12 protein-coding genes and 1 pseudogene are annotated in these 13,122 nt (G+C 44.8%); 5 read left to right on the top strand and 8 right to left on the bottom strand.

Annotated elements, in window-relative coordinates; genetic code table 11:
- Window positions 1-138 precede the first annotated feature (138 nt).
- The 5 genes and pseudogenes from V7K48_RS25105 to V7K48_RS25115 all read right to left on the bottom strand — a co-directional run.
- Window positions 139-594: pseudogene (locus tag V7K48_RS25105) on the bottom strand (transposase); the annotation flags it as partial.
- Window positions 585-1,151, bottom strand: coding sequence for an LLM class flavin-dependent oxidoreductase (locus tag V7K48_RS35155; protein WP_442949470.1), 567 nt, complete (start codon window positions 1,149-1,151; stop codon window positions 585-587). The gene V7K48_RS35155 and the pseudogene V7K48_RS25105, both read right to left, overlap by 10 nt.
- Window positions 1,123-1,308 (bottom strand): LLM class flavin-dependent oxidoreductase, encoded by a 186-nt coding sequence (locus V7K48_RS35160; protein WP_442949473.1) that lies wholly within the window; start codon window positions 1,306-1,308, stop codon window positions 1,123-1,125. The genes V7K48_RS35155 and V7K48_RS35160 overlap by 29 nt, the downstream gene beginning before the upstream one ends.
- A complete protein-coding gene (locus tag V7K48_RS35165; RefSeq protein ID WP_442949471.1) occupies window positions 1,251-1,625 on the bottom strand; it encodes an LLM class flavin-dependent oxidoreductase in 375 nt (124 codons plus the stop codon). Before V7K48_RS35165 ends, V7K48_RS35160 begins: the two co-directional genes overlap by 58 nt.
- Complete coding sequence (locus V7K48_RS25115) at window positions 1,615-2,013, bottom strand: class II aldolase/adducin family protein (protein WP_335076428.1); 399 nt, start codon at window positions 2,011-2,013, stop codon at window positions 1,615-1,617. The genes V7K48_RS35165 and V7K48_RS25115 overlap by 11 nt, the downstream gene beginning before the upstream one ends.
- A gap of 64 nt (window positions 2,014-2,077) precedes the next feature.
- Between V7K48_RS25115 and V7K48_RS25120 the strand changes: the two genes are divergently transcribed.
- From V7K48_RS25120 to V7K48_RS25130, 3 genes are all read left to right on the top strand, one after another.
- On the top strand, window positions 2,078-2,275 hold the full coding sequence (locus V7K48_RS25120) for a hypothetical protein (RefSeq protein ID WP_335076430.1): 198 nt from the start codon (window positions 2,078-2,080) through the stop codon (window positions 2,273-2,275).
- A 66-nt stretch (window positions 2,276-2,341) separates the two neighbouring features.
- Window positions 2,342-2,602: a hypothetical protein gene (locus V7K48_RS25125; protein ID WP_335076432.1), complete on the top strand. Its 261-nt coding sequence runs from the start codon at window positions 2,342-2,344 to the stop codon at window positions 2,600-2,602.
- Window positions 2,603-2,957: 355 nt separating this feature from the next.
- Window positions 2,958-5,246, top strand: coding sequence for a two-partner secretion domain-containing protein (locus tag V7K48_RS25130; RefSeq protein WP_335076434.1), 2,289 nt, complete (start codon window positions 2,958-2,960; stop codon window positions 5,244-5,246).
- Between the two features lie 148 nt (window positions 5,247-5,394).
- Here V7K48_RS25130 and xylB read toward each other — a convergent pair whose 3' ends face one another.
- The 3 genes from xylB to V7K48_RS25145 form a co-directional block, all read right to left on the bottom strand.
- A complete protein-coding gene (gene xylB, locus V7K48_RS25135) occupies window positions 5,395-6,891 on the bottom strand; it encodes a xylulokinase (protein WP_335076436.1) in 1,497 nt (498 codons plus the stop codon).
- A gap of 160 nt (window positions 6,892-7,051) precedes the next feature.
- Window positions 7,052-7,801 carry an SDR family NAD(P)-dependent oxidoreductase gene (locus tag V7K48_RS25140; RefSeq protein WP_335076438.1) on the bottom strand — a complete coding sequence of 250 codons (750 nt, stop codon included), beginning with the start codon at window positions 7,799-7,801 and terminating at the stop codon, window positions 7,052-7,054.
- Between the two features lie 237 nt (window positions 7,802-8,038).
- Window positions 8,039-9,568 (bottom strand): mannitol dehydrogenase family protein, encoded by a 1,530-nt coding sequence (locus tag V7K48_RS25145; protein WP_335076441.1) that lies wholly within the window; start codon window positions 9,566-9,568, stop codon window positions 8,039-8,041.
- 252 nt (window positions 9,569-9,820) lie between these two features.
- On the opposite strand from V7K48_RS25145, the gene V7K48_RS25150 reads away from it, so the two are divergent.
- Window positions 9,821-10,906 (top strand): CHAT domain-containing protein, encoded by a 1,086-nt coding sequence (locus V7K48_RS25150; RefSeq protein ID WP_335076443.1) that lies wholly within the window; start codon window positions 9,821-9,823, stop codon window positions 10,904-10,906.
- A gap of 27 nt (window positions 10,907-10,933) precedes the next feature.
- A partial coding sequence (locus tag V7K48_RS25155; RefSeq protein WP_442949472.1) for an nSTAND1 domain-containing NTPase occupies window positions 10,934-13,122 on the top strand: 2,189 nt, incomplete at its 3' end.

Below are 13,122 nucleotides of genomic sequence, written 5' to 3' on the forward strand. Positions count from 1 at the left end.
CTACGCAAAAATAGCTCGATGCCAGGGAGCTTTATTTCACAAAATGCCTCCTCATGATTATTTGAGGAGGCTTTTGTTATTCCACAAACCTATTCCTTAAACAATAGAAGAACTTATTTTAACGTGAGTTCGACAGAACTAAAAAATAGCAGGAGGCAGTGCAGGTAAGTCTTTTGGGTAAATGTCAATAGATGGTTTTTTGGGCAAATAGGTATAAGCTGTCAGCCCTGCCATCAAGTTAACCAAAAAGTTAAATGGACTCCGATGGCGAGAGTGTTCTATTTGACATATATTTTTCAGATGGTCATTAACGGACTCAATCACAGCACGTTTGCCTAACAGAATTTTATCAATCAGTTTTACCAAGCGATTTTTCATTTTCTTTTTAGATTTTGTGACTAATTGCAACCCTGACTCATATAACTCCTCAAATAATTTTTGAGAGATGTATCCTCTGTCACCAAAAAGTTGAGCCAGTCCGTTGGGCGGCTCTGCCGACTTGTTCGCGCAGCGTCTTCGATAGGAGAAGCAACTGGCGTTACCAATCAAGTCATTAGTCATATCTGGTACTGGTTTTCGGTCATCTACATTTGCTGGCCATAAGCGATCGCATCCTCTAGGGGATCAAAACCCCGGATCAACAAGGTAGTCACACCTGCATCGTAGTAATCAACTAAGTCCTCTGCCACTTGTTCTGGTGTACCTACTAGAGCTGTGGTGTTGCCTGCCGAACCAGTAGCTGCTGCGATCGGTGTCCATAGACGCTTATCGTAAACCTCATTTTTGGCTGCAAAATCCAGCAGACGTTGTGATCCTACCGCCTGGGGTCTAGCTGGGGCTGATATTTTCGCCCCTCCTCTCAACTCTTGAATTCGCACTAAAATGCTATGTGCTTTCTCCCAAGCCTGTTGTTCTGTAGCACCAAGAATAGGTCGCAGGGAGACGCTGAAGCTAACAGAACGACCGGATGGTAACGCAGCACGTACCTCTGCTATTCGTTCTTTAACTACGGCAATTGGCTCACCCCACAAGGCGTAGACATTACTGTGTTTGGCTCCTACCTGTACGGCTGGGCCAGATGCACCACCAAAGTAAAGCGGGATGTAGGGCTTTTGCAACGGTTTAATTGCAGAGAAAGCATTCCTTGACACTGTAAAATTCGCCTTCGTAATCAAAGGGAGTGTCGCTTATCCAGATGCGACGAACGATTTCTAAATATTCATCGGTGCGGCGGTAGCGGCTGTCATGATCTAGCCAGTCACCATCTTTTTGCTGGTCAGCAGCGCTGCCACCAGTAATGATATGTATGCTATACGACCGTTGGTAAAATGGTCAAGGGTAGCTGCCTTGCGATCTGCCAGAGTTGGTGCCACAAAACCCGGACGATAAGCAATCAAAAAGCCCAATCGCTCTGTTGCTGAAGCAGCGAAACTGGCAACAGTCAAATCATCAGGACTACTAGAACTATAGCCAATCAATACTTTGTCAAAGCCTCCTTGTTCATGGGCTTTGGCAAATTCACGAACATAAGCTGGATCAATGATGTCATCACCTAGAGTACCTGATGCACTATTTAATTCCGAAGCCGATTTTGTCCGGATCAATCCAATAAAATCAACTGGCATAATTAATTCTTCTGAAAAAGTTGGGAGTGGGGATGGAGAAAGGGGATGAAAAAGACAAGGAGGATAAGCAATGCCCAATACCTAATCGATCAAACAAGTCTGGTTGATCGTGAGTAATTTCATCCCACAAATACTGGAATCCACCCCAGCCTGCTTGGTGAGTACCACCACGTTGTTGTATCTTTAAGGTGATGTGGTTGTCAATCAGGACAGGTTTTCCTACGGCTTCTGCTAGTAATTGTGCCTTAGCAGTATCCTCTAATCTGATATACCACCAAGCTGCTTCATCCACACTATGTCCCACGGTCAATATTCCGTGATTGCGTAAAATCGCAGCTTTGTTCCTGCCTAGTGCCTGAGCAATGCGTTTTCCTTCACTTTTCTTCAATACAATGCCTGTAAAATCATCAAATAGACCATGATCTTGGTAGAAAGCACAGGCACTGACGCAGATGTCTAGTACTGGGATACCTTTAAGAACTATTCAAGAAATTTTTGGTCACAGCGACCCCTTGACGTTGCAGCGTTATAAGCGAGGTCACGTCAGAGCAGAAAAGGAAAGCTGTTTGAGCGATTGGGTTCTAGATTATGCCACACACAAAAGCCAAATTTTCGCTGTAAATGATTATATAGATATTTTTCTTAATTAGTCTTATGGAGTTCTTTGATAATACAATATAATTTCATAAATATCTCTGCAATAAAAACAAACAGTCATGGATACTCAAACGCTAAAGCAGTTAAAAGATCAGATAAAGCTAGAAATGAGTGAGATTCTGAATAACTCTAACTTCAATAAGCTAACGGAGGATTACGGTATAGTAGAGAAAGGAGCTTTAAAATTTAAGTTTCAATGTAGTATTGACCTAACTAAAATTGAATTTAGTGATAAGGATTCTTTAGAAGCGATTCCAGAGCAGGAGATCGTCGAACTGGATTGCATCTGGTGTGTTCTGCATCAACGTTGTTGTGATTGATATATAAGGGAGTAGGAGAATTGAGGCAAGATACACATAAGTGCAAGTTATGCGTATAAGGGTTTGAGTAGCATGAAACGCTATTACAATCGTCATCATTTCACTTATGTGCATCCTTGACTTACTGTGTCGCTCTCCCATGATTAATAGTAGCTGCGGTAGTTGCTGCCAAATACTTTTGCACTGTTTACAAAAATCGTCCACATCACAAAAAATTTGGGTCACATCTAGCCGAGATACAATTGATTCCATCGCTGAGACACTATAGGTATTTTTGTTCTAAATACCAGTCTCAGCTTTTTTTGTGCCGTTTTCAATGCCGTCGAACTCACGTAAAAAAAGAGTAATATCTATTATGAGTAACCTTTGGGTCTGGTTGAAAAGTCTAGGAGTTGCAATAGGTAGTTTAATAGCCTTCTCTGCAAACTCCGCTATTGCAGAAATTACCCCGGATAGTACTTTAACTGAAAATTCTCGCGTTACAACACAGGACAAGCTCAAAATTATTGAAGGTGGAACCCAAGTAAAAAGTAATTTGTTCCACAGTTTTAAGGAGTTTTCTGTACCTGAAGGGAGTACGGCTGAGTTTAAAAATGCTGACAGTGTTCAGAATATTATTAGCCGGGTAACGGGTAATAATGCTTCTAATATTTATGGCACCCTTAAAACTCAGGGTACAGCCAACCTGTTTCTGATTAATCCCAACGGGATTGTGTTTGGTCCCAATGCTTCTTTAAACATTGGTGGTTCATTTGTAGCGAGTACAGCAAGTAGTATAAATTTTGCCGATGGGACTAAGTTTAGTGCTATAAACCCCCAAACCATACCCCTGCTAACAGTAAGTGTGCCCACTGGCTTACAATTCGGAGCAACTGCGGCTCCCATCCGCAATCAATCCCAAGCAAGTTCAGATGGTGCAAGTTACCCTGTAGGTCTAAAAGTGCAGCCAGGCAAAACATTGGCATTGGTAGGCGGTGATATAACGCTCGAGGGTGGAAATTTAACAGCAGAGTCGGGAAAAATTGAACTAGGAAGTGTCGCTAGCAATAGTTTGGTCACTTTGAACTCAACGAACCAAGGTTGGGTTTTGGGATATGAAAGAGTCAAGGATTTCCAGAACATTCAACTACTCCAACGAACTGTTGACGGTTCTAATATTTCATCTGTTGTAAATACGAGTGGTGAGGGTGGCGGTATTATCCAGGTGCAAGGCAACACTGTGGAACTAGCTGGTAATGGTGTTTTATTATTAACGCAAACTACAGGTGACAAAAATGGCGAAGACTTAATGATTACCAGTAGGAAATTAATTGTTCGGGATGGCGCACAAGTACTCACTTCTACTATAGGCCAGGGTATGGGGGGAAATTTGATCGTGAATGCCTCTGAGTCCGTAGAATTAGTTGGTAATAATACTGGAAGAACTACATTAGCTACAGCAACTTTTGGTGCTGGAAAGGCAGGTGATATTACAATCAACACTAACAGGTTGCGTATCCAAGATGGGGCAGAAGCATCAACAGAGTCTAGCGGAATTTTACAGGATAATGAATTTCCTTCACAGCGGCTATTTAGACCAGCTACAGGAGTAGGAGGGAATTTAACGGTGAACGCTTCCGAGTCTGTAGAGCTCATTGGAACTTCAGCAACAGATCCCAGCAGATTGTTGGCCAGAACTTTAGGTTCGGGAGATGCTGGAGAAGTCACCGTCACTACAAAGCAATTGATTGTCCGGGATGGGGCTGTAATCAATGTGAGCAGTGAACTTTTAAAGTCATATATTTACGAAGGGGGTGTACCCAATCTAGGAAAAGCAGGCAATCTAAATTTAAGCGCTCAGTCCATCCTGTTGGATAACGGAGGAAAACTCACAGCTACAAGTGAGTTCGGTCGAGGCGGTAATATTACGCTACAGGTACAAGACTTATTACTGCTGCGCCACAACAGTCAAATATCCACTAATGCAGGCATCGCCCAGACATTTGGAGATGGCGGTAATATTACGATTAAGGTTCCATCAGGCTTCATCGTCGCCGTCAATAGTGAAAATAGCGATATCACTGCTAATGCATACAAAGGGAACGGCGGTAAAGTTGATATAACTACCACAGGTATATTTGGGATTCAGAGTCAAAAATCCAATACACTCCAAAGTGATATTACCGCAAGTTCCCAGTTTGGACTCAATGGCACAGTACAAATTAACTCCCCAGATGTTGACCCTAGTAAAGGATTAGTGGAACTGCCGGAAAAGGTGGTTGATGCTTCCAGAAAAATTGTTGCTAGCTGTAATAGTGGTGCAAAACTAGCAAAGAGTTCATTTACTGTAACAGGACGTGGAGGAGTAGCATCTAGCCCCACAGAACCATTAACGGCTGATGCAGTGTTGGTTCCTTGGATAACACTGGAGCCGGAAGGTAGTAATCGTGCTGAGGGTTTGCAAAACAGAGCGGTTATTCAGCAGCCAAGGTACACAGAAGATAGTCCACAGAAAGTTAATTCTCTCAATCAACCTATTCAACTTGTGGAAGCCCAAGGATGGGTAGTAGATGACAATGGTAACGTGGTTTTAGTTGCTCAAGCACCAACTGCGATACCCAACAGTTCTGCGCTGACTCCTGGATCTTGTGCTGCTCATTCTTGATTCTTAGTACAGCTTTGCATAAGTTCGTAGCGAATTGACAGGGAAAAAATTTGAGTACATTTACTCTTGCAAAATGTGGGTTACATAGTTTTTTTCATGCCGACCTACTTACCACAGGTAGATTAATCCTACTTTTAGCAATGGTGTTTTATGAACGAACAGCTTTCAAGGTATCGTAAAGTAGCTTGTAGCGCTTAAACCCGGCTTCATACAAAGGATTTGCCTGCGGCTGTACCACATTTCGATCCTGCGCGTAGATATTGAGTGCAGCTTCTAAATTGGGGTAAACACCAATTCCCACCATTGCCAAAATAGCTGCTCCGTAAGCAGCTCCTTCTTCAGCTTTGGGAGCAATGAGTTCTGTTTGCAAAACATCTGCCAAAATTCGTAACCAGATGTGAGAGCGTGCGCCTCCACCCGTTGCTAAGAGTTGATCAACGGGAGCGATCGCACTGATGACTTCTAAGGCTGACCGTAAGCTAAATGCAACTCCCTCTAAAACAGCACGAGTTATATCTGCTTGCGTATGAGCTAATGACAAATTCACTAAAGCACCGCGAGTATCTGGATCGAGGTGGGGACTGCGCTCTCCTGAGAGGTGGGGCAGAAATAGAAGACCACGGGCACCAGGCTGCGATCGCTCTGCCATATCGATCAGATCGGTGTAGGATATATGCGGTGCAAATGTATCTCGATACCAACGCAGAGAACCACCTGCTGCCAGCGTCACTCCCAACAGATGATAGCCGCCATCCACATGACAGAACAAATGCACCTGACCTTCTGGATCGGGAATTGGGCGATTGCACGGTGCAAAGATAACTCCCGATGTCCCAATACTCAAACTACCTCGGTTCAGGTTGTTTGATGAGATGCCCAAACCGATGGCTGCTGCGGCATTATCACCTCCGCCTGCGACCACAGGTAATCCCACAGGTAATCCTACACGGGTAGCTATTTCTGATTTTAACCGTCCAGCGATCGCGGTAGATTCGATTATTGGGGGGAACAACCTTGGGTTGATATCGAGAGCATGGAGAATATCTGTATCCCATTCCCGATTCGTCAGATTCAGACACCCGACACCAGATGCATCAGATGGTTCTGTTACTGGTTCGCCTGTTAGCACATATCCCAGATAATCTTTGGGCAAAAGAATCTGCCACAGTCGAGCATAGGCTTGTGGTTCTTCAGTCCGCAACCATAGGAGCTTTGGGAGTTGAAACCCTGTAATTGCCGGATTTCCAGTGCGCTGGATCAACTCCTGACGGGGAATCGTGGCTTCAATCTCAACAACAGCTTTACCTGTGCGCTGGTCATTCCACAAAATTGCCGGTCTAATCGCTTTGCCTTCCCTGTCGAGAGGAACCATGCCATGCATTTGTCCAGACAAACCGAGGGCGTAGACGCGCAGCGGCTTGTCGCCAGACATCACCCGGTGTCCGTTTAGCTGTTGAGTAACATCGAAGAGAGCATCCAAACTTGCTTCGACCCAATCCGACGAGTTCTGTTCCGTCCAGGCAGGTTGTGGAGTTAACAGGCGATAGCTTCTGGTTGTCTGAGCGATAATTTGCCCTTGTAAGTCAACTGCGATCGCTCGTACTCCTCCTGTACCCAAGTCTAAGCCAACTACGATGTCAGTCAATATGCCCCTCCTAAATTATCAACCCGATAAAACTTAGGCAAAAACTCTCTAAAACCGTGTTTCCTACCCTGCGGGAAGCCGCTGGCGCGTCTATGTGTCCTATCCTGCGAGAAGCCGCTTTACGTCTATGTGGTTCGTTTTTTATAATTTTGTGTAAGTCCTATTCCTGTTGCGTTGGTCGGATCAAAATTTCATTCACGTTGACGTGAGGTGGTTGGGTAACGGCATAGGCGATCGCCCGTGCAATATCTTCTGGTTGCAGCGGAGTAACGGCTTTGAACCGGGCTTCCAGCGCTTGTTTCGCAGCCGGATCAGTTATGTTGTCGATAAATTCGGTGGCAACCAGACCGGGTTCAATAATCGTGACACGAATATTGTGTTTGTGAACTTCCTGCCGCAGAGCTTCTGAGATCGCATTCACGCCCCATTTGGTGGCACTGTACACACCTATACCCGCCCGTACAGTCCGTCCGGCAACGGATGAAAGATTGACCACATGCCCAACGCCCTGTGCTTTAAAAATAGGCAAAACCGCATGAGTCGCATACAGCAATCCCAAAACGTTGAGGTCGAACTGTCGCCGCCATTCTGCTGGATCGCCATCCTCAATTGTTCCCAATCCTCCAATGCCTGCATTATTCACAAGAATATCGATTCGTCCCAAAGTTGTGTTGACCTTTTGCACTAGATCATTCACTTGGGTTTCATCACTGACATCCGTGACAATCGGTAAAGCCTTTCCCCCAACCGCTTCAATTTTTTGTGCAACTTCGTTCAATTGCTCGATTCGACGAGCCGCGATCGCCACCTGTGCGCCTTCTTCTGCAAGAGCGATCGCTGTCGCCGCCCCTATTCCTGAAGATGCACCTGTAATAATTGCTACCTTTGCATCTAATTTGCCTGCCATCATTTGCTCCTGATAATTTTCTGATACCTGATGATTAAACTCACTCTCTAGTAACTGTAGCCCATCACTACCAGCTTCAGCCGAGCACCATTGACTGCGCTTTCTTTCAGTGGCTTTCTGATGGTTCTATACCTGCGTATAGAAAAAGACGCAGTAAAGCATAAATTTTTGCTTTTGTCAATGCGTAAGTACTAGGCGGAAGTTTTATTTCCGCCTTGGAAATTCGCAGTTTTCATCTGATTAAATTTTCTCTAAGAATCGGGCTAATGTTCCTTTAGCTCCAAACTCATGCAATTTGCGTAAATGGTTTGCAACTGCATCGGCAAAAGGCGACAGCGATAAATCGCCAAAAATCTCAGTCAGGTTGAGCAATGGTTTGGCATTGGAACCACTAGAATGAGCTAGTTGAGTCAAAGTATCTGCTATTGGGTCATCAATGGGAATGGCCTTACCTTGGTCATCGAGTCCATTCAGGTAACGCAACCAAGCAGCAACCGTTAAGCTCATGTAATCAATCGCCACATTTTTGCGTAGCGCGTCACGGACTGAGCCTAAAACAAATTTTGGTATTTTGGCGGAGCTATTGAGGCAAAGGCGCGGCAGTTGGTCACGAATCTTAGGATTGGCAAAGCGTTCAATTAAGGTTTTTTTGTAATCGTCCAAATCAATCCCTGGTACAGGTTGGAGTGTGGGCGCAACCTCTGCCATCAAATTATCAACGGCTTGCCGAACTAATGGATCGGCCATAACCTCATGAACGTAAGTGTAGCCGGCCAAAGTGCCGAGATAGCCAATCAACAAATGACTGGCGTTGAGCAGCCGGATTTTTATCATCTCGTAGGGATGAACATCGCTAGTCATCTGCACGCCAACTGATTCCCAATCGGGTCTACCTGCACAGAAATTGTCTTCGATTACCCACTGAAGGAACGGTTCGGCAACAACTGGAAAGGCATCATCAATGTTAAACTGCTCCGCCACCATTTTGATATCTGCTGGGGTTGTGGCGGGGGTAATGCGATCGACCATGCAGTTAGGAAAGGCTACCTGTTCAGCCACCCAACGTCCTAACTCTGGAGAGCGCATTTGGGCAAATGCGGTTAACATTTTGCGGGCAATGTTGCCGTTACCTTGCAAATTGTCGCAGGACAACACGGTAAATGGTGCTATTCCCTGTTGACGGCGGCGATTAAGGGCTGCTGTCAAAAAACCATATACTCCAATTGGCTGATCAGGATGCTGCAAATCGTACTGAATCGTCGAGTGATTGGCATCAAATTCACCGCTGCCTTCAATATAGTAGTAGCCTCCTTCAGTAATGGTGAGGGTGACAATGCGGCATTTGGGATCTGCTAAGGTGTCAATCACTGCTTGGCAGTTATCTGGGGCAAACAGATATTTGGTAATTGCCCCAATCACACGAGCGCGATTCTCCTGGGGAGAGGCTGCGCCAACGCCTGATGGTGACTTTTCAACTAAGGTATACAAACAATCTTGTGAGTTCAGTGCATCCCGCATCCGCTTGTCGAATTCCAGTAGCCCAACCCCGCAAATTCCCCATTCACTACCGGGATTTTGATGAAAGTAATTATCGAGGTATAAAGCCTGATGTGCTCGATGGAAACCACCCACACCGATATGGACAATACCGTTAGTAATTTGATGGCGATCGTAATTGGGTACGCGAACGTTATTTGTTAAACCAGACAAAGATGCTTCATTCAGCTTGATTGCTGAGCCTGTGCTGATATTGCTGTTCATAGGATTCATTTTGGGTTAGGTGATGACGATTAACTTTGGGAATGGCTTCACCGTTTTGATCGAATAAATGGCAAAGCTCACCGTTAATGTAAATAGGAACGTAATCGTGCATTCTGGCGGGATTATCTCAATATGTTTGCACGATTAACTATTACAAGATAAAAAATTTTAATTAGTGTAATTATTTCAAAATTACGAAAAATAGTATGCTCCGCCTGTATTAAGGCTTGGATACTAGTATATTTCCCACAACTTATAATCATGGTGAAAAAAATCTTAATCGTATCAGCTAATCCCAAAGATACAAATAAGTTGCGCTTGGATGAAGAAGTACGGGAAATCCAAGCGGCGTTAAAAAGAGCCAATAATCGCTCTTGTTTTGAAATCGTTACCTCATGGGCGATACGAGTTGAAGACTTGCGTCGTGCACTATTAGACCACCAGCCGACAATTGTTCATTTTTCTGGACATGGTTCAGGCAGTACTGGTTTAGTGCTGGAAAATAACTCTGGGCAAATTCAACTGGTCAGCACAGAATCCCTAGCAAGGCTATTTAAATCGTTTCAAGAAGATGTTGATTGTGTTTTGCTCAACGCCTGTTACAGTCAAAACCAAGCCGTAGCAATTCACCAACATATTGATTGTGTAATGGGGATGAATCAGGCAATTGGGGATCAAGCGGCAATTAAGTTTGCTGTTGGCTTTTATGATGCCTTGGGTGCTGGCAAACCTTATGAGGTTTGTTTTGAACTCGGCTGTGCTGCCATTGATTTAGAGGGGATTGCAGAATCAGAAACCCCAGTCATCAAAATTAGGCGGCGTAGTTCTGACTCGAAACTACTAGCTAATACACCTCAGCCAATGCCTGTAAAATCTCTAACTTTCAATAAGGATATGAGTAGCGATCGCCTGCGGCGCAGCGAAGCCGATCGCCAGGGCAGACAAAATCGCTCAGTTTCTGTTGGTGGTAGTGTCACTGGTAGTGCCATCACAACAGGTGATCACAATATTACCTCAGTACAGTATCAAACAGTGAGTTTACCTGCACCGTCAAGTGTTGATATGCGAGGGGAACTCAACGCCCTACGTGAGATATTGGTAAATTTGTCAAGCTCAGACCTTCGTAAAATTGACAATGCTGTTGCTGATGCTGAAGAAGAATTAAACAAACCACAACCAGATAAAAACGAGGTAGGTAAGGCATTAGAGCGAGCTTTTGACTATGCCAAAAAAGCTGAGGGGTTTGCGTCTGTGATTGAAAAACTCAAACCCCACTTAACTAACACAGTGGCTTGGTTAGGTAAAAATTGGCACAACTTACTGAGTATAGTTGGTTTGGGAATTTAACGCTTTTTAATTGCTTGTGAGGCACAAATGAGTAACAGCAGATTTCAAAATGAAGATCGAAGCATCAAAGTTGGACAGGATATAAACAGTAGCACCGTTATTTCCGGGGATGGTAGTGTTGGGGTTCAGGGCGATCGCGCTATGATCACAATCACCAACTACTACTACCGTGAAGATGCGAAGGTAGTAACTGTTGAGTCTGCCGACGCGGATGATAAAAAGATTCCGTGTCCTTATCGCGGTTTGTTTCACTTTGGGCCCGATGACACAGAGTTTTTCTTTGGGCGTGAAGTATTCGTCGAAGAACTGTTTGAGGCAACTCAAAATCGGAATTTTATACCCGTGTTGGGTGCATCAGGAAGTGGGAAATCTTCAGTTGTGTTGGCGGGATTAGTACCGAAGCTGCAACAAGCAGGTCACTGGCTATTTACTCACTTCCGTCCGGGTTCTGACCCAATTCAAGCTTTAGCTGAGTCCTTAGTTCCTCTATATACATCTGGTGATGCTACTGTCCAGATAGCCCAAGCACGAGCATTAGCTAAGTATTTTCACGATGACAAGGTGACTCTTCCTGATATATTTTCCCATATTCAGCGTCGGCATCCTAATCATCGGGTGCTGTTAATTGCAGACCAATTTGAAGAACTTTATACACTGTGTAGTGACCAGAAAATTCGCCATCGCTTTCTAGACATCTTATTAGCCGGTTTCCCATCTGGTTTTAGCAATACTAATGTACTAGTTGCTACCTTACGAGCGGATTTCTTAGGAAATGCCCTCTCCTATCCTCAATTTGGAGATGTGTTACGAAACGCTGATGTCAAAATCAGGTCGATGAACCGCTCCGAAATTTCCCAGATAATTGTCAAGCCACCTGAAAAGTTGGGGGTGACATTTCAAGATGGACTGGTAAAACGCGTTCTAGATGACATAAAAAATGAACCAGGAAATTTACCTCTGCTAGAGTTTGCTTTGACCGAGTTGTGGAAACGACGAACAGGTAAACAGTTAACTCATGCAGTTTATGAGGAAATTGGTGAAGTACAAGGTGCCCTAGCTCGTCATGCAGATTATACTTATCGCCAGTTGAGTGTGATTGAACAGGAACAGATGCGGCGAATTTTCATCCAATTAGTACGTCCGGGAGAAGGAACTGAGGATACGCGACGATTGGCAACTAAAGCAGAATTGGGTGAGGACAAATGGTCTTTGGTACAAAAACTGGCTGCTCGTGATGCGCGATTAGTGGTCACCAGTCAAAATGCTGCCAACCAAGAAACAGTAGAAGTTGTCCATGAGGCACTAATTCGCAATTGGGGCGAACTACAGCAATGGATGGACACAGACCGTAGCTTTCGCACTTGGCAAGAACGGTTACGGGTGGCGATGTATCAATCGGAACAAACACAACCGGATCAAGGGGCGCTGTTGCGGGGTGCTGCGTTGGCGGATGCGGAAGAAAAGCTGAAACAACGCCGAGAGGATCTTAGCCAAAGGGAGCAAAAGTTTATCCAAGCTAGTGTAGCACTGCGGGATTGGGAGAAAAAGCAGGAGCAACGCAGAAGACGACTGACTATTTCAGTGTTGGTTGGTGGTTTAGGAATCGCTTTGGGTTTAGCTGGGCTAGCGGTTATAGGCTGGCGGAATGCTGAAATCAATCAAATTAATGCCTTTGCCCAAAGTTCCGATGGGCTTTTGACTTTAGATCGACCCAAAGCTCTCATATCCAGCATCAAAGCTGCTGTAAAAATCCAAGGTCAACCCTGGTTAGATGCGAATACCCACACACAGGTAAAAATGGTATTATTAAATACGGTTGATAACACTGCTGTACCTAATACCTTGGGAGGACATGCAAACTTTGTTTATGGCATCAGCTTCAGCCCGGATGGCAAGCTGCTAGCTTCAGCCAGTGCTGACAACACAGTGAAACTGTGGGATACCAGCACTGGCAAAGAAATCAAAACCCTGACTGGGCATACAGATTTTGTTTATGGCGTCAGTTTCAGCCCGGATGGCAAGATGCTAGCTTCAGCCAGTGCTGACAAGACGGTGAAACTGTGGGATACCAGCACTGGCAAAGAAATCAAAACCCTGACTGGGCATACAAACTTTGTTAAAGGCGTCAGCTTCAGCCCGGATGGCAAGCTGCTAGCTTCAGCCAGTGCTGACAACACAGTGAAACTGTGGGATACCAGCACTGGCAAAGAAATCAA

The sequence above is a fragment of the Nostoc sp. genome, assembly GCF_036919615.1.
In the GTDB taxonomy this organism is placed as follows: Bacteria; Cyanobacteriota; Cyanobacteriia; order Cyanobacteriales; family Nostocaceae; genus Nostoc.